Annotated in this window: 19 protein-coding genes and 1 pseudogene; 14 read left to right on the forward strand and 6 right to left on the reverse strand. The window is 41.5% G+C overall.

Annotated elements, in window-relative coordinates; all coding sequences use genetic code 11:
- Window positions 1-69 precede the first annotated feature (69 nt).
- From V7K36_RS11925 to V7K36_RS11940, 4 genes are read left to right on the forward strand one after another with little or no spacing between them, the layout of a single operon-like run.
- A complete protein-coding gene (locus V7K36_RS11925; RefSeq protein WP_335115930.1) occupies window positions 70-624 on the forward strand; it encodes a Uma2 family endonuclease in 555 nt (184 codons plus the stop codon).
- A 49-nt stretch (window positions 625-673) separates the two neighbouring features.
- Window positions 674-1,474: an AAA family ATPase gene (locus tag V7K36_RS11930; protein WP_335115932.1), complete on the forward strand. Its 801-nt coding sequence runs from the start codon at window positions 674-676 to the stop codon at window positions 1,472-1,474.
- A gap of 36 nt (window positions 1,475-1,510) precedes the next feature.
- Window positions 1,511-1,990: an AAA family ATPase gene (locus V7K36_RS11935; protein ID WP_335115935.1), complete on the forward strand. Its 480-nt coding sequence runs from the start codon at window positions 1,511-1,513 to the stop codon at window positions 1,988-1,990.
- A gap of 1 nt (window position 1,991) precedes the next feature.
- Window positions 1,992-2,696 carry a hypothetical protein gene (locus V7K36_RS11940; RefSeq protein WP_335115937.1) on the forward strand — a complete coding sequence of 235 codons (705 nt, stop codon included), beginning with the start codon at window positions 1,992-1,994 and terminating at the stop codon, window positions 2,694-2,696.
- Window positions 2,697-2,783: 87 nt separating this feature from the next.
- Here the strand turns inward: V7K36_RS11940 and ald are convergent, their stop codons facing one another.
- Entirely contained in the window at window positions 2,784-3,875 is a 1,092-nt protein-coding gene (gene ald, locus V7K36_RS11945; protein WP_335115939.1) for an alanine dehydrogenase, read from the reverse strand.
- Window positions 3,876-4,302: 427 nt separating this feature from the next.
- On the opposite strand from ald, the gene V7K36_RS11950 reads away from it, so the two are divergent.
- From V7K36_RS11950 to V7K36_RS11990, 9 genes are all read left to right on the forward strand, one after another.
- Complete coding sequence (locus V7K36_RS11950; RefSeq protein ID WP_334829850.1) at window positions 4,303-4,473, forward strand: chlorophyll a/b-binding protein; 171 nt, start codon at window positions 4,303-4,305, stop codon at window positions 4,471-4,473.
- 435 nt (window positions 4,474-4,908) lie between these two features.
- Window positions 4,909-5,202 carry a hypothetical protein gene (locus tag V7K36_RS11955; protein ID WP_334829852.1) on the forward strand — a complete coding sequence of 98 codons (294 nt, stop codon included), beginning with the start codon at window positions 4,909-4,911 and terminating at the stop codon, window positions 5,200-5,202.
- Window positions 5,203-5,337: 135 nt separating this feature from the next.
- Window positions 5,338-6,345 (forward strand): WD40 repeat domain-containing protein, encoded by a 1,008-nt coding sequence (locus V7K36_RS11960; protein ID WP_335116066.1) that lies wholly within the window; start codon window positions 5,338-5,340, stop codon window positions 6,343-6,345.
- Between the two features lie 73 nt (window positions 6,346-6,418).
- On the forward strand, window positions 6,419-6,643 hold the full coding sequence (locus V7K36_RS11965; protein ID WP_334829854.1) for a DUF2281 domain-containing protein: 225 nt from the start codon (window positions 6,419-6,421) through the stop codon (window positions 6,641-6,643).
- Entirely contained in the window at window positions 6,643-7,047 is a 405-nt protein-coding gene (locus V7K36_RS11970) for a type II toxin-antitoxin system VapC family toxin (RefSeq protein WP_335115941.1), read from the forward strand. Before V7K36_RS11965 ends, V7K36_RS11970 begins: the two co-directional genes overlap by 1 nt.
- 673 nt (window positions 7,048-7,720) lie before the next feature.
- Complete coding sequence (locus tag V7K36_RS11975; protein ID WP_335116068.1) at window positions 7,721-8,773, forward strand: permease; 1,053 nt, start codon at window positions 7,721-7,723, stop codon at window positions 8,771-8,773.
- A 53-nt stretch (window positions 8,774-8,826) separates the two neighbouring features.
- Window positions 8,827-9,600: a TIGR03943 family putative permease subunit gene (locus tag V7K36_RS11980; protein WP_335115943.1), complete on the forward strand. Its 774-nt coding sequence runs from the start codon at window positions 8,827-8,829 to the stop codon at window positions 9,598-9,600.
- A gap of 108 nt (window positions 9,601-9,708) precedes the next feature.
- Window positions 9,709-11,208 carry an Ig-like domain-containing protein gene (locus V7K36_RS11985; protein WP_335115945.1) on the forward strand — a complete coding sequence of 500 codons (1,500 nt, stop codon included), beginning with the start codon at window positions 9,709-9,711 and terminating at the stop codon, window positions 11,206-11,208.
- Window positions 11,209-11,240: 32 nt separating this feature from the next.
- The gene (locus V7K36_RS11990; RefSeq protein ID WP_335115947.1) at window positions 11,241-11,570 is read left to right on the forward strand and encodes a hypothetical protein; all 330 of its coding nucleotides are present in this window, start codon (window positions 11,241-11,243) and stop codon (window positions 11,568-11,570) included.
- Between the two features lie 242 nt (window positions 11,571-11,812).
- Here V7K36_RS11990 and V7K36_RS11995 read toward each other — a convergent pair.
- The 4 genes and pseudogenes from V7K36_RS11995 to V7K36_RS12010 all read right to left on the reverse strand — a co-directional run.
- Window positions 11,813-12,232 (reverse strand): annotated as a pseudogene (locus V7K36_RS11995) (sulfite exporter TauE/SafE family protein); the annotation flags it as partial.
- Window positions 12,233-12,383: 151 nt separating this feature from the next.
- Entirely contained in the window at window positions 12,384-12,707 is a 324-nt protein-coding gene (locus V7K36_RS12000; RefSeq protein ID WP_335115949.1) for an aminotransferase class V-fold PLP-dependent enzyme, read from the reverse strand.
- Between the two features lie 41 nt (window positions 12,708-12,748).
- Window positions 12,749-13,156 (reverse strand): aminotransferase class V-fold PLP-dependent enzyme, encoded by a 408-nt coding sequence (locus tag V7K36_RS12005; RefSeq protein ID WP_335115951.1) that lies wholly within the window; start codon window positions 13,154-13,156, stop codon window positions 12,749-12,751.
- Window positions 13,054-13,719 (reverse strand): aminotransferase class V-fold PLP-dependent enzyme, encoded by a 666-nt coding sequence (locus V7K36_RS12010; RefSeq protein WP_335115953.1) that lies wholly within the window; start codon window positions 13,717-13,719, stop codon window positions 13,054-13,056. Before V7K36_RS12010 ends, V7K36_RS12005 begins: the two co-directional genes overlap by 103 nt.
- Window positions 13,720-14,827: 1,108 nt before the next feature.
- Between V7K36_RS12010 and V7K36_RS12015 the strand changes: the two genes are divergently transcribed.
- Window positions 14,828-16,369 carry a hypothetical protein gene (locus V7K36_RS12015; RefSeq protein ID WP_335116070.1) on the forward strand — a complete coding sequence of 514 codons (1,542 nt, stop codon included), beginning with the start codon at window positions 14,828-14,830 and terminating at the stop codon, window positions 16,367-16,369.
- A 49-nt stretch (window positions 16,370-16,418) separates the two neighbouring features.
- Here the strand turns inward: V7K36_RS12015 and V7K36_RS12020 are convergent, their stop codons facing one another.
- Entirely contained in the window at window positions 16,419-18,536 is a 2,118-nt protein-coding gene (locus tag V7K36_RS12020; RefSeq protein ID WP_335115955.1) for an NAD(P)/FAD-dependent oxidoreductase, read from the reverse strand.
- Window positions 18,537-18,538 lie beyond the last annotated feature (2 nt).

Consider the following 18,538-nt stretch of genomic DNA (forward strand, 5'->3'; position numbering starts at 1 on the left):
GAATATTACCAAAATTTCCTTTATTACTCTATGCATTGTGTATTTAACTAATCAAAGTGGAGGCTTGCAATGTTAGTTTCCAAACACAACGAGATTGTATCCCTCCCCGAAATCTACTCTTTAGAAGACTTCATGGCAAATCCTCCAGACGGGATGGAGTGGGTAGATGAGCAACTGATAGAAAAAACAGGGATGACATTAAAACATAGTGAAATTGAATTGAGTCTAGGTTTTTACTGGAGAAGTTACATCAACTCCAATCAACAAGGTGGGAAAGTTTACACTGAAGTACCTTGTCGTACATACAAGCAGGGTCGCCGTCCTGATGTGGCTTATCTGACGCCGGAATTGGTAGCTCAGTTTGGTGATGTTCCCACTTTGCCACAGAGTTTTCCACTAATTGCTGAGATAGTTTCACCCACTGATTTAGCTGAAGAATTATTTCTCAAAGCGCAAGAGTATTTGCAGTCTGGTTGCGAGGAAATTTGGCTAGTATTTCCTGAAAGTCGGTTAGTTTTTGTAATCACTGATAATCAAGTTTGCGGGTTTAAAGCTGGTGATGTGGTTAGCACTCAAAAAGTATTGCTGGGTTTTAGTGTAGCTGTAGAGGAATTGTTGGGTTGACTCATGCGATCGCTCTAGTTAATCATGATATAAAAATTGGTTTAATCCCATGAATCAACCCCTTCTTCGCTTTATTGTTACTAAAAATTATAAAAATCTATCTCTAGAGCAGATAGTTAGACTAAAAAATCTCAATATTTTTATAGGTTCAAACGGTTCAGGTAAAAGCAATTTTATCAGCTGCTTGAAATTTTTAAAAGATAGTCTAACTAAAATTCCTGATGAAAGTCGAAGTGTCAGTAGTTTTGAAGATGCAGTTGCCCAAATCGGTGGCAATAGAATTTTAGATGTCAGTGTGGAAAGCCCTGCTAGAGTAAGACTTGCATATTGTTTTTATTTTTCTCAAAATTCACAAACTAATATACCTGCAAGAGATAGCGGCATACTTGACTTAAAAATTTTTGTTAATAGAGATAATGCAAGAGGTGTTAATATCGCAGAAGAATGTTTATATAGTGGGGACATTTTACATGACTCAACTCCTTCTACTCCCTTTTATTATTATAAGTTTCATGACAGAGAATTTGGCAAGGGTGCTGTATCAGTTTATGATGAACCAGGTCAGTTTTCAACAACTCATTTTGAAGCTTTAGATAATATACTAACCAACTTTTTGGGTCTTACTGCTATTCCCAGATTGCTTGAAGATAGCCAATATCGTCCTGAAAACACACCTGTTTATAGAATTAGAAGAGATTTAATTGAATTAGTATCAAAATGGCAATTTTATAATGCCAACAATATGGATTTAAATCTTATTAGAATGGCAGAACCTAAAATAGGAGGAAGTGATATTTATTTATCTTTATCTGGAGATAATTTAGCTCTGGTTTTGGATAATTTAATTTAGCAAGATATAGACTTTGAGGAAAGTGTTAACCAAGCGATGAAGGCTATCTTACCAAAGAGTCGTCGTCTTAGACCTATCCGTTCTGGTCGTTTGTCTCTGACAGTAGAGTGGTATTTTCATGACATAAAAGAAGCTTTTTATCTCAATGAAATGTCAAATGGAACTGTCAGGATGCTTTGTTGGGCTACTATATTAAATTCACCAGTTCTTCCTTCATTACTAGTAATTGATGAACCAGAACTAGGATTGCACGTATCATGGATGCCAATTTTAGCAGAGTGGATTAAAAAAGCTGCTAGAAAAACCCAAGTGATTATCACCACACACAGTCCTGATCTTCTAGACTATTTCACAGATTGTTTAGAAAGTGTTTTTTGTTTTTATTCAGAAGATAAAACCCATTTCTCCATAAAAACACTCTCCAAAGAAATGCTTAATGACAAGCTAGAAGAAGGATGGCAACTAGGTGATTTATACCGTGTTGGCGACCCCAGTATTGGAGGATGGCCGTGGTAGTATGGGTTTTCGCTGGTGTGGAGAAGCTGAAGTTAGAGGATTAATCCCTTTTTTAGAACAAAATTTTTCTAATTGTAAATTTGAACGAAAAACACCAGCCCGTCAAAAACCTGGACCTAAACCTGGTAAGGGAAATAGTTATGGTAGAACAGGTCAAAGCCTAATTGAGCAAATCATTAAGGAACTACCTATTGCCTTAAGATATGAACCAAATAAATGTAATCTAATTTTAGTGTTTGACGATTTAGATTGCCGCACGTCAGAGGTTCAAGAAAAGAAAATCTTAGATGCGATATCAACTATACCAGAATGTGCTGATATTCCAAAACTTGTTGGGTTTGCTGCTCCTGAAGTGGAAGCTTGGATTATTGCAGATTGGAGTAACTCAATAGCTAAACATCCAGATTTTCGAGGTAGACACAAGCGGATGCGTTACTGGCTTAGTCAAGAAAAAAATATTCCTTTTAATGAACCAGAATCATTTAGTGAATATGATATAGACAGAGATTGTTGTCGAGAAAAGTTATCAGAAGCACTAGTTTATTCAAGTGTTTTAGCTGAATTCGATAGCCGTTCGACACGCTATTCTAAAAGATTGCATACCCCGGCACTATTACAAGACATCCAACCAGATGAAGTTCAACGAAAATACCCTTTATTTCGTGAACTTTATAACTATCTTAATCATTTTTGTAGTTCTTCATAAAGTTGATAAAATTTAGCACCAAATTTCCCCTCATCGCTTGCGATGAGGGGTTTGCAGGAACTATTGGTAATCTAAATTTACTAAAATCTAACTTACCAAATCAGGGAATACTTCTTGTACAGCCGGATGAACTAAGTGATGATTCTGCACGTTCACACCCTTAGCTAATGCTGGGTTAACTTCCAGTGCGATAATTCCCAAATTCGCCAACTGGACAACATAAGGTAATGTACTATTATTGAGTGCCTGAGTTGCTGTCCAAGGTACTGCTCCTGGCATATTAGGAACGCCATAATGCACCACACCCTCTTCAACATATACCGGATTTGTGTGGGATGTGGGGTGTAAGGTTTCTATACAACCGCCTTGGTCAACTGCAACATCAACGATTACAGAACCAGGACGCATTTGTTTGACCAATTCGCGCAATACTAATATTGGTGCCCTACGTCCCAGTACTAAAACTGCACCGATGAGCAAATCGGCTTCTTTAACGGCAGTTTCAATATGAGCAGAGTTGCTGTAAACCAATTCAACTCTAGAACCAAAGAGGGTTTCTAGGTAAGATAAGCGATCGACACTCACATCTAAAATCTGGACGATCGCACCCACGCCTACGGCAATTTTAGCTGCTTCTGTACCGACAACGCCGCCACCTAAAATTACTACTTTACCTGGTTTGACTCCAGGTACACCGCCCAAAAGCACACCTCTACCACCTTGCTGACGTTCTAGGAATCTCGCCCCAAATTGTACTGCTAGCCTACCGGCAATCACGCTCATGGGGGTGAGCAAGGGGAGTCTGTTAACACCAGGTTGTTCTACGGTTTCATAGGCGATCGCAGTTGTGCCACAATCAATTAAATGCTCTGTCAATTTGCGATCGGCTGCTAAATGTAAATAAGTAAATAATATCTGCCCTTTCTGCAAAAATTTATACTCAGATGTCAGAGGCTCTTTGACTTTAACAACCAATTCCCGATTCCAAGCCGTTTCTGATGTGGGGGCAATCTCGGCTCCAGCACTTCTGTAGTCGTCATCTGAGAATCCAGCACCATTACCTGCTTGCGTCTCGACAAAGATGCTATGACCATTTTCTCGCAGCACCCGTACACTAGAAGGACTTAACCCTACCCGAAATTCTTGATCCTTATTTTCCTTGGGAACGCCGATTTCCATATACCGCCTCTGATAATTTTTTTGTTTAACTGTAGTCTGCCAATCTCAAGCTTGCTATTTCTCTATAGGGGATAGCTGTATTAGAGATAGCTAATCTCTGTCCTAAGTTTCTCAATTTAATCTGAGTAACCCCAAACTCTTACCCTTGACTATTGCCCCAGTATTTATGCAATATATAAAGAATAGTAACAATTTCTTAAAAGAGCGATTGTATAGCTCCCTACTAGGAAGCTTTTGCTGAATTTCTCAAGTCATCTTGGCATTCAAGCACTGCAATCAGCTCATCAGCTACCAAATCTAGAGTAAAGGTTAAGAGGAAAAGAAGGAGTCAATTCCTTTAACGTTTACCGCTTATCCCCACACTTCCCCGACAACTGCTGCGAAGTCTCATATCAAGTCCCGTTTGCCAAAAAAAGGTTTCTTAAAAATGACACAAACACAACCAACGATTACACCTAAACTACAGGAGCCTAAGTTTGGCTTTAACGAATATTCTGAACGCTTGAATGGTCGAGCTGCAATGATTGGCTTCGCTTTGATGCTGGTAATTGAATATGTCACCAATCAAGGGGTGCTATCATGGCTGGGTCTGAAGTAATGCCACCAACAAGCACAAGGTGAAAGTTGTAAGCTACTAGTTATAAGAGTTTTAACCGGCTGGAACAACCAGTTGGTTTTGACTTTAACAATTGATAGCGAAATACTTCGCCCTATATCCTTTAATTATACTTAATTATTCGGAAATTATTGTCTTAGAATGTAAGCAAGAGAGGAATCGAAATACCTATTAGTGATTGAAATATCAAAGACTTGCAACTATTACACGCAAGACGATTAATGAGTAAACTTCCTCTTAAATTCCTTTGTGGGGATTTAATAAAACCAGTACATACAAGACGATTAATGAGTAAACTTCCTCCCCTACTAAAGAAAATCATAATTAGTGTCTGCCTTGGATGAGAAAGGCAAATTACGGGTGAGGTATTCTTGGTAAATATACACTTAAAGATGAACTGGAACCAACCAAGCTGTGATGAATGCTGTATTACCTCGTTTTTTGAAGTCAACCTACCGAAAAGAGCCACTAATCACTATATTGATTACGATGGGCGTTATGGATGCCCTGATTGGCGGATTGAATGATAGCTGGTCGTTGTTGGCTTTTGGTTTGGGAACGACAGGGATAGCGCTAGCCTTTAAGTTGTGGCGTTTCCAGCAGCGTCGTCCTGTACCAGAGGAGCCTGTAGCGCAACATTATTTGCCCTCTCGTTCTTCTAGTCCGCCTTTACCAATGTTAAGCGTTTCTAAGAAAAAACCACCTCTTTAGGAAGTCCAGAGTTATTACTTAATAACTCTGCAAAATTGATTGGGCTAACCGGGTCTATAAAAGTGAGGAAAAAGAGTGAGTAGTGAGGGAAGAGGTCGGGGTAATTTTCTGCGGCCATATATTATCCTGGCATTTATGGCAGCTGTTGCCCTTCCAGTGACTATCTGGGAAGGGTTTTACATTCATGAAGCTTATGCGGCCATTGAAGTAACGCCAAACTCCCAAACTACCAACAGCTTTGCTAATGCCCAACTACTTTACACACTCAAAGGACATAACGGAACCGTTAAATCCCTTGCTTTCAGTCCAGATAGCAAAATTCTTGTGAGTGGAGGTGCAGAAAACGAGGGCATAATTCTCCTGTGGAATCCAGCAAATGGCAAAAAGTTGGCGAATATTACCAAAGCACACAAAGCAGCCGTAGAATCTTTAGTGATTTCGCCAGATGGGCAAACCCTCGCTAGCTGTAGTGATGACAACACGATTAACCTCTGGAACCTGAAAAATTTAAAATTTAGTCGCTCTTTTGTCGGACATACCAGTAACGTATTATCTTTAGCGGTGTCTCCTGATAGTAAAGTTCTCATCAGTGGAGGTTTGGATGGGATTCGTCTATGGGATTTGCTACAGCAGCGCCCTCTAGGGACTTTAGTACAATTTGATAATTTGATTTATACCCTAGCCATTAGCCCTGATGGACAGACCTTGGCTAGTGGTGATAATAAAGGTGTAATCAAGCTGTGGAATTTGAGTACTGGTAAATTAATCAGTGAATTTGTCGCTCATTCTAATGTTGTTAGCGCTGTCATCTTTACACCAGATGGAGAAACATTAGTTAGTGCAAGCCGCGATCGCACAGTCAAACTGTGGAATATTAATACTGGAGAATTAGTCCGCACCCTTACAGGACATAATAACTGGGTGAATGCGATCGCCATTAACCCCGATGGACAAACCCTTGCTAGTGCTGGTAGAGATGGGATTAAGTTGTGGAATTTAACTACAGGTGAGTTAGTAAATACACTGAGTGGACATACAGACTGGGTAAGTGCGATCGCTTTTAGTCCAAATGGTAAAATTCTTGCCACTGGTGGATTTGATCAACAAATCAAGATTTGGGGAACTCCACCAAAACGTAATTAACAGCGAACACCAGATCCCCGACTTCTTAAATAAGTCGGGGTTGTGATTGACGTGTAGACAAGGTGATAAATATATGAATATTGAGCAAGCAGTTTTGGAAAAATTGCGCCAGCTACCTATAGATAAGCAGCAAGAGTTATTGAATTTTGCAGAATTTTTGTATCAAAAAAATACTCCTAAAACTCCCTTACGTAGCGTCAGAGGGTTATGTGCTGATTTAGCAGTGGATATTACTGAAGAAGACATTACTGAAGCTCGTCAAGAAATGTGGGGGAATTTTCCCAGGGATATTGTTTGATGACATCAGTAGTTACAGATACACACGCTTTAATTTGGTATATTTTTGAGTTAGAGAGACTATCAAAAACTGCCTTAACAGCTTTGGAGCAAGCAGTCAACGATGGCAATCCTATTTATGTTTCAGCTATTTCAGTGGTTGAAATTTCTTATTTGGTTGAGAAGGGACGCTTTGCAGAAGAGGTATTTACACGAATTTTAAATGCTCTGGATGACCCTAATGTGGGTATTGTATTAGCACCCTTAGATCGTAATATTTCGGGCGCAACGAGACAAATTGACAGAGCAACTGTTCCTGATATGCCAGATAGGATCATAGCAGCTACTGCTTTTTGTTTAGGTCTTCCCCTAGTTACCCGTGATTTGCAAATTCAAGCATTAACAACTATTCAAACTATTTGGTAATAAATTGGGAAACCTGATACCAGTCGCTCATGGGATTTTCCCAGACGTTTGTTCGCCGTTAACGTTTCCCCTTCTTACATTGGGAGAAGCTAGCACCAAGCCAGAAGAGCGTGCTGGCTCACCCGTGCGACCTCCCCGTTGTAGTGACTACCATCCAGGTTTCTAGCCTGATGGTGATTTTTAGATTGTTTGCTAAAATTTAGTCTTGCCTTTTTAGAGTTGTTATAGTAAAAAATCAACTAAAGCTCAGATCCATTTTTGCCAGAAATAGCCAAAATCAATGATGGTAGTAACCAAGAGCGATCCCCAAATGTTGAATAACTGTGAATACTTGATGAAAATACAGCTGAGCTAATATCTTATCCAGCAAATTACTGTAAGTATAAACATAGGTAATTCCAAATCATCTATGCAGCTACTTGCCCTCTAGAGCGGAACAATTCCTGAACTTAGACAATCTTAGAAATGGTCATCGTCAGTAAATGCACTCAGGTAAAAATTACGATCTTGGCTGAATCAAAGGTTTCCAACGCTTAAGCGCTATTTGCAAGGTAGGACAACTTGCTACTTAAATAATGTTTAATTTTCCCGAACTGCTTTTGATCCCCATTTCGATAGAATGAATGACTAGGCAGAACCCTAAAACTCAAAACCGCTTTTGACTGCGACGCCCATGAATCAATTGAACAATGGTTTTACGCTATTTCTAAGTCTGCTAGTCGAGGCGATGCCTTTTTTGCTTCTTGGGGTTTTATTCTCTAGTTTGCTGCTGTTTTTTGTTGATGAGCGCAAATTAGTCGAAAAAATGCCCAAAAATCCCCTGCTGGGTGCTTTAGTTGGCAGTCTGATCGGCTTTTTATTTCCGGTGTGTGAGTGCGGGAATGTACCAGTAGCGCGGCGGTTCCTAATTCAGGGAGTACCCACACCTGTCGCAATTGGTTTTTTGCTAGCAGCACCAACAATTAACCCAATTGTAATTTGGTCAACTTGGACAGCATTTCGAGATCAGCCAGAAATAGTGGTCTTACGAGTCGTATTTTCCCTAGTAATTGCCACAATTATCGGGTATGTTTTCAGTTTTCAAAAGGACTTAAATCCCATAGTCCAACCTGCGATCGCTCGTTATATGAAGTTTAATCCACCCGCGCAACCTGAAACCAAGCGCCGTGGTAAGCGTTACCAACTAGAACAGGAAGCAACAGTACCGAATATCTTGCAATCCGGGACTTATATCTTAGGGGGAAAAGCGGGTATACCTCTGCGGATAGATGCTAATTTGATACCACCTACCTCAAACTCTACTTCTAATAAGCCGCTTGCAGATAAACTCCGCCTAGTTGTGGATAACAGCATCCAAGAATTCCGAGAACTGGGCGGAATCATGGTTTTAGGGAGTGCGATCGCTGCTGCTATTCAAATCCTAGCTCCCCGTGAATTAATTCTCAGTTTGGGTGCTGGGCCGATTACCTCAATTGTGGTCATGCTGATATTAGCAGTAGTGGTGTCAATTTGTTCTACAGTCGATTCTTTCTTTGCCCTATCTTTTGCCTCAACCTTTAGCAGTGGTTCATTGTTGGCATTTCTAGTGTTTGGGCCAATGATTGACATCAAAGGCATTGGTTTGATGTTATCTATTTTTAAACCCAAAACTGTTTTTTACTTATTTGCTTTAGCAGCACAATTAACATTTGTGTTCACCCTTTTCCTGAACTTGCACGTCCTTTAAAAAATTAGTCATTTGTTAATCACCAATGACCAATGACTAATGACTCTTGATTAATGAATAATAAAAATCCCAAATCTAAAATCCCAAATCTGTTACTCCCTTGGCTGGATGCTATAGCAATTACAGCTTGGGGCGTTTTGATGTTGAGATATTGGCTAACTAACAAGCTGAACCTGTTGATTCACCCAAATTACATTTGGTTCGTAGTCGTGACTGGTATCTGCTTGATCATTATTGGTTTCTTCAAGATGCAGGAACTTTGGCAACGGCGTCCCCGTAATGTGACATCAAACTCCCCGCATATTAGTTTATTTCCCCCTGGTTGGGGCAGTGCTTTGTTGTTGACCACAGCGATTCTAGGTTTTATCATTACACCACAAGTTTTTGCTAGTGACAAAGCACTCCAAAGGGGTGTGACGGCTGATTTATTAGGAAGTACACGAGTTAAACCCCAAGCCTTTCGGGCTACTGTTCGCCCAGAGGAGCGATCGCTTGTAGACTGGGTACGCACCGTCAATGTCTATCCAGAACCAGATGCATATACAGGTCAAAAAGTCAAGGTGCAGGGATTTGTCATCCACCCATCGGATATAGGAAAAGAATATTTGTTCTTAGCACGATTTGTCTTAACTTGCTGTGCAGCAGATGCTTACCCTGTGGGATTACCAGTCAAACTCCCAAACAATCAAGAACCTTATTCCCCTGATACGTGGCTGGAAGTCGAAGGAAAAATAGTGACAGAAAATTTGTCAGGTAAACGCCAACTTACCATTGCCGCTACCTCTCTCAAAAAGATTCCTCAACCACAGAATCCCTATAGTTATTAGTCATTAGTCATTTGTCATTTGTCCTTTGTTGATGAGCAATGCCCAATGTCCAATACCCAATGCCCAATGCCCAATGCCCAATGTCCAATGCCCAATGCTTAACGACAAATGATTAAATCTAAAGCATTTATCCAACCACTTGATCGTATCGCGATCGCACTGATGCTACTGCTGAGTGTGCTAATTGGGTTGATGATATTGCAAGGTGATGTGGTAACAGCTCGTGTCCGGGAATTTACCTGGCAAAATCAACAAATTGGGGCAGAAGATAACTCCTTTACCGTCACCTTCAGCCGCCCAATGGAAATAAAAAGCGTAGAGGATAACTTAAAAATCGAGCCACCCCTAGCAGGTAAATTCAGTTGGGCAGGGCGGCGGATGGTTTATACATTGGTGACACCAGCACCCTATGGCACGAATTATAAAGTGCAGTTACAGGGAGCCAAAGATAAGTTTGCCCAGCAAGAAGGCAAAAATCGGGTGATCCAGCCCTTTGTTGGTAGCTTCCGCACACGCGATCGCGTCATCCTTTACATCGGAACCGATCAAGAAGAACAGGGACGGTTAGTTCTTTACAACTTGACCCAAGAGCAAAAAAGAGTACTTACCCCCAAAGACCTGATAGTAATCGACTTTGAATCATTTCCTGATGGGGAGAAAATTTTATTTTCTGCTCGCGCCGCAAACAACCAAGACTTACTTTCAGCCCAACTCTACACAGTGACAACAGGCGTTTCTGGTAAATCTGCACAAGAAGCAGAACCAGGAGGCAAAGTTGATCTGACTTTAGATAGTAAAGATTATCAAAACCTGAAATTTGACTTATCACCCGATGGGCAAACTATTGTCATCCAGAGGGGAAACAAAACTAATCCCGGCGACTTTGGACTATGGTTTATGCCAGCAACCAGCGACGGTTCAGGAGAAAAACCCGCACCGAAACGCCTGAAAAGCCAACCGGGAGGAGACTTTATGATCACGCCAGATAGTAAAGCCGTAGCAGTTGCCCAAGGACAGGGAGCAGCGATTTTACCACTGCAAGGTGATGCCAGTAAACCCCTAGATTTTCTGCCGCAGTTTGGTTTGGTACAGGCTTTCTCCAAAGATGGCTCTCAAGCAGCGATGGTAAAGTTTAATACAGATTACACGCGAGATTTATTTTTGGTGACAAACCAAGGTGTGCAGAAACAGCTATTAAAAACTACAGGCTCAATTCTCAGCTGCCAATTTGACATCGCCTCACCCACCCTCTACTGCTTGCTGACACAGCTAATATCCAAGGAGCAATATATAGAACAGCCTTATGTTGTGGCAATTGATCTGAAAACCGGGCAACAGAAACCACTGTTAGTACTGCCGCCCGCTCAACGCAATGTGCAAATGAGTTTATCTTCTGACGGTTTGGGCTTGTTATTTGATCAAGTAGTACCGCAGACAAACCCCCCAGCATCATTACCCGCAAACACTTTGAAAACTGATGATGGAGATACGATCGCTACCAGTAGTCTGTGGTTAATGCCTTTGTTACCCATCGCTGATGCTGCGACAGTTGAAATTAGACCAGAACAACTCCCCTTAGCCGGATTTCATCCCCGGTGGCTACCTTGATCGAATAATTCGTAATTCCTAAAAGCCGGGCAATGATTTACAAAAAGGAAGATTTTAACGATTTAGAAGATCAAGCAACTGATTCAACAATACTTGAAAATATTTCTGCCCTTGCCAAACAAATAGAATTATCTTTTCCAGGAGCAATAATAACCCTAGAAAGTTTTCCTTCATGTTCTGCCATGCTTGACATACATCTACATAACAAGTTGTTTGTAATGGTTTACTCTCCTACACATGGTTTTGGGATTGATGAAGTGAGAGAAGAAGATGGGTTTGGTACAGGCTACAGATTTAACACGAAAGATTTCTATGTCCCAACAGAGGAACTAAATAAGTTGATAAAGTCTATAGAACAATAGTTATATGAATTGGGGGAACTGACCTTCAGTTTCGTAGTGGCGTGGCAAGGCTAAAATGGTGTAGTAGCTAAAGGCTCATAGTCGCGCTTTAGCTTCAAAAACCATAAATCTAATGCACAAATTTAGTATGTAGGGTGTGTTAGAACGAAGTTCGTAACGCACCATTATCAAGGGTTTGGTGCCGTACTCTCCTTGCTAACACACCCTACGTATCTTTTCAGAAATCAAACCGGATTCCTATATTACGAATTAGTAATTATTTGTTGATAATTTATCCAAGCTTCCCAAAAAATATAAATTGATAATATTCCTAAGAAAATACGAAGTACTAAACTCACAGTATAATCTGGTAGTTTTGGTAATGTGCGAGTACTCATTTGAACGCCTAAAAGACCCCCGCATCCCAAAACTATACCTTGAACAAACAAAATATTTCCCTCTAATGTATGTCCTGTGCAGGCAGCTAAACCAGTGATGACAATCACACCCAAACTAGTCTGAATTGCTACTTTAATTTCTTCTCCCAGTAGCAACATTTGCAGTGGTACCATAATCGTACCGCCACCTAAGCCAAATAAACCTGCTAAAATTCCTGCTGCTCCCCCAGTGCCAATTTTAGAAACTAATGGGTTAAATACTGGGGCTGTATTCTCTATTTCCTTGAGCGTAGCTGGCCAAGCCAACTCAAACGCGCTCTTGACATTTTGGTAAGTAATCAGCTTACCTTTATACGGTGCGATCGCTGGGTAGTCTGCACCAACCAGCACCATTTGCTCTGTCACCCACTGGGTATATATCGGTGTTTCAGAAACCTCACCCATCAATATCAAAGGGAATTACATGGGCTAAATTATCTCCTGGGATATGTAATTTGACGCCAGGAATCAGCCGAAGTCGTGTATATGTGAATTCAACTAAAGAGTGTTCATACTGAGCAATGCGATCGCGTCCTAGAGCTTCGAGAATTTCAATCGCCTTGGCAATAGCGATCGCACCCATTGCGTTTGGTGTTCCATGATCATGGGCGCGTTCTGTATAAAAACGCTTGATATCTAGATTTCTGGTGATATAAGGCAAGTTTCCACCCCCGATTTGATAAGGGTAGGAGCTATCAAAAAATTCCTTCGGACCTAGCAAAACCCCGGTTCCATGAACCTATCCCACTATTCAAAAAACCCCTACTTCTTTTCGTAAAATGTGCTTGAAAACCTTGATTTTTCGTTTTCAGTTCTCAATAAGCTTAAGCTTTGTAGCACAAATATTATTAGTGGGATAGGTTCATAAGAGGCATATATCTTGTGTCCAGAGAAAGCCACAAAATCTAAATGACATGGGTGATCATCTGCATGCATATCGACTCGTTCATGCTGAATTAACTGACACACGTCAGCAAACATCTTGGCTCCATACCGATGTGCTAAAGCTGCAATTTCGTAAATCGGGGGTTTGTAACCTGTAATTGTCGAAGCACCTGTAATAGTTACTAACTTAATTTGCTCGGCTTTAGGGCGATTTTGGTGTGCCTTGAAGATATCTTCAATTTCTGTGATACTGACACTTCCATCCGGCTGGGTTCTGTACTGCACAACTTCGTCTTTAGTAACCCAAGGCAGCAGATTGGATGAATGCTCCTTCCATCCGGCTGGGTTCTGTACTGCACAACTTCGTCTTTAGTAACCCAAGGCAGCAGATTGGATGAATGCTCAATATCAGAAACTAAGATTTTCCCAGGTTTTTTTGCCCAAAGTGTCGCGGCTCCATTAATTGCTTCTGTTGTATTTTTCGCAAAGATTACATAGTTGTCTGAAGATGACCCCACAAAGTCCCGAATAATGTTGCGGCTGGCATCATATTCTCGTGTAGTGACGATGGACTTTTGCCCAGAACCTCGATGCACGCTGCCATAGGTGTCAAGCATCTTGTTCACATGCTGCTTAAGGCTTGCAAAGGGAGTGGTTGTTGCTCCATTATCCAAGTTGACGTAGTTGACATACTTTCCGTTAAGAGTTTTCACCTTGAAAGATAGAGACTCATTTGTAAATAACGGTCTGATTTCTTTGTCCCAAAAGCTGTCACAATTTTCTACAAATAGCGGTAATTGAGCAGCTTTTTGCTTGATTTTTGCGTCTATTGAAAGTATGTCAGTCATTTTTAGCACCCCTATTTAAAATTTGGATTTTTTGGACAAGCCTAACTGCTACAACGCTTTATTTCGCGCCACAATGATCATCTGTTGGACGTTTAACTTGCATATTACCTAGAAGTAAAAATCTTGTGGGGTGGGCCTCTTGCCCGCCTTGGTTATGCAAATTAAAAGTACATTAGCTGATCAATCGCCAGTAATTATGGTCTTTATAATTACTTTTTTCCTAGTAGAAAACCCGGCTATACCTATTATTATTTAATAAAATAATTAAAACTATAGACGTATTAATACTTCATTAACAAGTCTATTTTGTATTTTATATTACATTATAAATAATATTGAGAAGTAGTTAAGTATACTTTAAACAACCTTCTTGCAGTCATTAAACAAACTTCACGCATTGAAGGCAAGCTCATAGAAAAAGCTTCTGATTAACTAAGGCTGGAATTGTTTACTAGGACTGTATTTGCCGAGAAAAAAACCTGTACTAAGTTGAGATTTCTCTTTAAGAAAGTTTTATTAATTCACTTAAAGATATTGTTACTTCTTCAATAGTTCTTTATGCGTATTTATTCGCATTTGCCAGAATTTCCTAACATTGCAGTTCCGGCAAAAGCTCTTAGTTGTTTGCTGACATTAAATAGCGATCGCTCAAGATTACAGAATTATGAATAGTAGATACTTATACTCGCATCAATCCTAAGTAATAAATGAGTCAGTATAAAAACGTATTGGAGAAGACATTTTTAATTACAATCTTCAGACAGATGCGATTATAAATAATAAACTATATAATCATGCAGTTTTTTGATCTAGAAAAACTTCATCAGCCAATACAGTTTAGTTTTTAAGTATCGGGTTTCTCCTCTCTCCCCTCTATCCCCAAAGGTAGCCCGAGTTACCCTTCCGCCTCTTCTTGACGGGGAAGAGGATCATAGTGTTATAACGGCATCAGTCTAAATCCAAAATGGGGAACACCAATTGATAATTAATTGCTGGTGCTTGGAGAGAGTTAAACTTAGCTTTTAGAGCAAACCCTGATTAGACATAGTTGATAAGCAATGCTAATGCCAGCACTGCTGAATATTTTTAAGCAGGTGAGTCAAGAGTGATGAATGAAGCTGACACCTCAAACAAGGGGGCTGTGATCGAATCCTTAAATTCTGCTAATTCGCCACAATCAGAACAGGCGAGTTGCCCGTTTTACTCAGTTGTGCCTAATGACAATATGGCAGTTAGAAAACTGCCACTCCTCATGCCAGCTGAAGATACACAATTTTCACAAGATACCACCCAGCAGGACTGGGTTGCAGAGCCGGAAAGCGGCAAACAAGCACTTATTGACTCGGAATTTCAGAACCTGCTGGCATTGAACGAAGAATTGCGTGCGGCTAATAATAACTTGTATGAACAAGTGGAGCAGCTAAAAGACAATCTAGCTGAGTCTGAAAAGGTTTTGCAGTGGCAGAAAACGCGTTCCAGCGTTAGTGAGTCGATGCTCAACCAACATACTCAGGAACTGGCTGCGGCTCAAGAACAGATAAAATCCCTATTTCAACAATTAGAAACTGCTGTACAAACTGTTCAACGCCAGGAACTTTTTATTGATAGTTATAAAGCACAGCTACAAATTAGCCAACAACGCCTTGCCCAGTTAGAGCGAGAATGTACGTTGCTACACACTCACAATAACGAACAGTCTCAGCAGCTACTGCAATCAGAAAATGGTTGTCGGGAGTTACGTACTAGACTTATGCGACAACAACGCCAGACGCTGCAATTCAAAGCGGCTCTGGAAAAATGTCTAGATACATCGGTTCCTAGCTATGACTCCCTAGAAGATACTGCAAAACATCCCAAAGACATAACCAGTGGACAAGGAAGATTCTCTAAAAAAGCTCGGTCTTTGTTTCTTAACGCACAGCCAATTCAACCTTGGTCAACAGAACCAGAATCCTTGACTGATAATCTAGATAATTCTTGGGGCGAACCCTCAACACCACTCCCATTTCAAAGAAATGAAGCCACTCCGCCAGCATCATCTTCTTGGAACTGGACAGTTAAGAAAGACACCCCAACGCCAGCACAACCCAGCCCCTCTCCAGAAATTGATGATTCCCCAGATACACCGGAAGTTGTTTCACCTTTGGGTTCATCAAATTTAGATCAGCAATTAGATAGTCTAATCCAAATGTTTTTCACCTCCCATCCTGCATCTGCATCACCACCACCTGCTGCGAAAACGGATGTGGATAGTAATCCGCCTATCTGGGATACTTTAGCAAGAATCTTAGAAGACGATGAAGACCTAGAAAATCCACAGGAGGAGCAGTTGGAAGCAGAAATTAATCCCCCTACTACCTCAACTTCTTGGACGACAGATTCTATGCTTTCACCAGCCGATAATTTACCAGTTTCCTCTACTTCACCTCACACCGAGACACCTGTTGAAGAGACTGAAGATTACTGGTCAGATGTTTCACAATTGACACAGTTAGAATTATCGGCTACTGATTTGTCCCCAGAGTTATCAGGTGATAACACCAATGATCCCAATTCACCTTCACCGGTAGTTTATCCCCAGCGTCCACCCAAGGGGCGTAAGTCATTGGCATCGGTGGAACTGCCAAATTTTCGCCCCTTGGGTCAATAGTTAGGAGTTAGGGTCAAGTAATTAATGCCCAATGCGCAATGCCCAATGACTAATTAAGAATCCTTGCTTCTGACTTCGGAATTATGGCTTCTGGGTTGGCTTTTGCTACTTGAGTGCGCGATCGCGGTTTGCCTGTGGCGATCGCATAATTAATCGCCAACAACCACAGCCATAATCCCGGATTCCGGGGTTCCACCCAAAAACCTACCCGATTTAAGAAGCGTCCAAACCAAGGACTCAGCAAAGCACTAACCAGGGCATGACGACCGAAGTTGAAATAACTACCAAGCCATCTGAGTAAATCCCTAGGCCCAGCAAGTTCCCAAATCCATAAAAGCAAGGCAGGATTTTTACTAGCTGCTTTGAGTGCTAGGCGGTTAAAGGTTAACCAATCACACCGATCTTTGATGAAGTTATCTGCCACTTCTACCGGTTCGTCTGCTAACAGCCCAAAAAAGGTGTTGAGCATAGAGTTAATCCGTTGCGGTGGTAAAAATTTCCCTGTGGGCACCATCATGCCTTTGGAAAATAGCCAAGTTACTGAAACGTTACTTTGGTAGGCGCGAATTTGGTTCAAGTGTCGGAAACTCAACAAGTCATGTTTGAGAGCAGTATCCAACAGCGTTGTTAAGCGCTCTAAGTTACGAATTAGGGAACCAAAACCGGTGAAAACGAGGGGAGACTGGAGTGATGCCGCATCACCGATCGCAATCAATCGATCAAAGGCAACTGTGCGATCGCTACTCCCGACACTAAAATGCCCCGGTATATACCCAAATGTCGGCTTCTTCCACACCAATTTGTCCATATCGCATCTGCGATACTCTGGCAAAATCGTGAAAAAGTCCTCGTACATCTCTAGCAAGGAACCGGGATTTTCAGCATTGACTTCGTGGTAATGAAATAAATAAATCGTCAGTTCATCATCTGCTCCCGGAAACAGTTCCCAAATCAACTGCCTTCCCCGCGAAATATCCCCATGACTGTAAAGAACGTCTCCATATTGGGAATCCCACACCCCAGGCTCAAATCCGCTCTTAATTGCCGCTCCCACTGTCGGACATACACTATCAAAAGCACGACCACCATTTAATTGCCAAGCGATGGGGGATGCAGTTCCCATTGCATCTATTAGGAGTCGTCCACTTACTTGCTTCTCGCTTTGACTGGGTAAGTGCTTGACTTTGAGAAGTACTTGTGATATATGAATATCTGCACGGATAAACTCTGTTTCATCCCAAATTTCACCGCCTGCCGCTTGCAGTTTTTGCCCACACATTTGGAGCCATTTTTCGGAATCTAAGCCTAAATTTAGGACTGTGGGTGTGTGGAGGACGGGCGATCGCAGTTTGGCTGGATTATTAGCATCAAAAAACTTATTGAATCCGTCTTTGTATTCCCTGGCAATGATAGTTTCTAACTCAGCGGGGGTGACTAAACCCAGGTTAACTAAGCTTTGAATCTCATCGCGGGAAATATTCCATTCTCGGTTCATCCGCCCAAAGGGCATTCGTTCCACTAGCAAGACTTTATATCCCAGTTTTGCCATCAGTGCTGCATGAATCGCGCCTAGTGCGCCACCGATATAAATGATGTCGTATTGGGCATGGGGCATAGGGCATGGGGCATTGGTTGTTTCCCCCCTGCTCCCCTGGGAAAACAGAACTTGACGCGGCTGCTGCGGATTCCGTACCCCTTGGCGCCATCGTTGTTCCCACCAATAGGCACGCGTTAGGTCATATTCACCGTTGGGCATTTTCTGAAAATATTTGACGGTGAGGGGGTAAACAGAGCCTAGCGCTGCAAAAATCGATTGCTGGGATAAATCAATCGCTGGCGGTTCTGGGTAATCATGCCCAAAACGGCTTCTGATTTCCTTGGTTAGGCGTTGCAGAATTTGCGCTTCTTTGGGAAAGGGCTGTTCTGCCCAACGAAACACTTTCAGATAGGTAGTTCGTTGCACCTGCCAGACAAATACCGAAAGTTCCGCAGGCAAGTTTTCGGAAATAGCCCCGGTAGCAGTTGGAGTTGCTGTGGGGATTTTGAGGCGAAAGCCTTCCGAGGTAAGCACTTTTTCTCCATTTCCGGGTTCAAAATCTGTTTGTAACCAGCTACGCACAGTTGCTATATCCGAAGTTGGAACTTCTAAATAAAGAATTTCTCTCATCG

The sequence above is a fragment of the Nostoc sp. genome, from assembly GCF_036919555.1.
GTDB lineage: Bacteria > Cyanobacteriota > Cyanobacteriia > Cyanobacteriales > Nostocaceae > Nostoc.

What these genes read in the sequence shown, in the direction of transcription:
- V7K36_RS11940 (WP_335115937.1), top strand. Translation starts at nt 1,992, where the DNA reads ATGGGTTTTCGCTGGTGTGGAGAAGCTGAAGTTAGAGGATTAATCCCT.
- V7K36_RS11955 (WP_334829852.1), top strand. Translation starts at nt 4,909, where the DNA reads ATGAATGCTGTATTACCTCGTTTTTTGAAGTCAACCTACCGAAAAGAG.
- V7K36_RS11950 (WP_334829850.1), top strand. Translation starts at nt 4,303, where the DNA reads ATGACACAAACACAACCAACGATTACACCTAAACTACAGGAGCCTAAG.
- V7K36_RS11975 (WP_335116068.1), top strand. Translation starts at nt 7,721, where the DNA reads ATGAATCAATTGAACAATGGTTTTACGCTATTTCTAAGTCTGCTAGTC.
- V7K36_RS11925 (WP_335115930.1), top strand. Translation starts at nt 70, where the DNA reads ATGTTAGTTTCCAAACACAACGAGATTGTATCCCTCCCCGAAATCTAC.
- V7K36_RS12010 (WP_335115953.1), bottom strand. Translation starts at nt 13,719, where the DNA reads ATGACTGACATACTTTCAATAGACGCAAAAATCAAGCAAAAAGCTGCT.
- V7K36_RS11980 (WP_335115943.1), top strand. Translation starts at nt 8,827, where the DNA reads ATGAATAATAAAAATCCCAAATCTAAAATCCCAAATCTGTTACTCCCT.
- V7K36_RS11935 (WP_335115935.1), top strand. Translation starts at nt 1,511, where the DNA reads ATGAAGGCTATCTTACCAAAGAGTCGTCGTCTTAGACCTATCCGTTCT.
- V7K36_RS11990 (WP_335115947.1), top strand. Translation starts at nt 11,241, where the DNA reads ATGATTTACAAAAAGGAAGATTTTAACGATTTAGAAGATCAAGCAACT.
- V7K36_RS12015 (WP_335116070.1), top strand. Translation starts at nt 14,828, where the DNA reads ATGAATGAAGCTGACACCTCAAACAAGGGGGCTGTGATCGAATCCTTA.
- V7K36_RS11965 (WP_334829854.1), top strand. Translation starts at nt 6,419, where the DNA reads ATGAATATTGAGCAAGCAGTTTTGGAAAAATTGCGCCAGCTACCTATA.
- V7K36_RS12020 (WP_335115955.1), bottom strand. Translation starts at nt 18,536, where the DNA reads ATGAGAGAAATTCTTTATTTAGAAGTTCCAACTTCGGATATAGCAACT.
- V7K36_RS11970 (WP_335115941.1), top strand. Translation starts at nt 6,643, where the DNA reads ATGACATCAGTAGTTACAGATACACACGCTTTAATTTGGTATATTTTT.
- V7K36_RS11985 (WP_335115945.1), top strand. Translation starts at nt 9,709, where the DNA reads ATGATTAAATCTAAAGCATTTATCCAACCACTTGATCGTATCGCGATC.
- ald (WP_335115939.1), bottom strand. Translation starts at nt 3,875, where the DNA reads ATGGAAATCGGCGTTCCCAAGGAAAATAAGGATCAAGAATTTCGGGTA.
- V7K36_RS11930 (WP_335115932.1), top strand. Translation starts at nt 674, where the DNA reads ATGAATCAACCCCTTCTTCGCTTTATTGTTACTAAAAATTATAAAAAT.
- V7K36_RS11960 (WP_335116066.1), top strand. Translation starts at nt 5,338, where the DNA reads ATGGCAGCTGTTGCCCTTCCAGTGACTATCTGGGAAGGGTTTTACATT.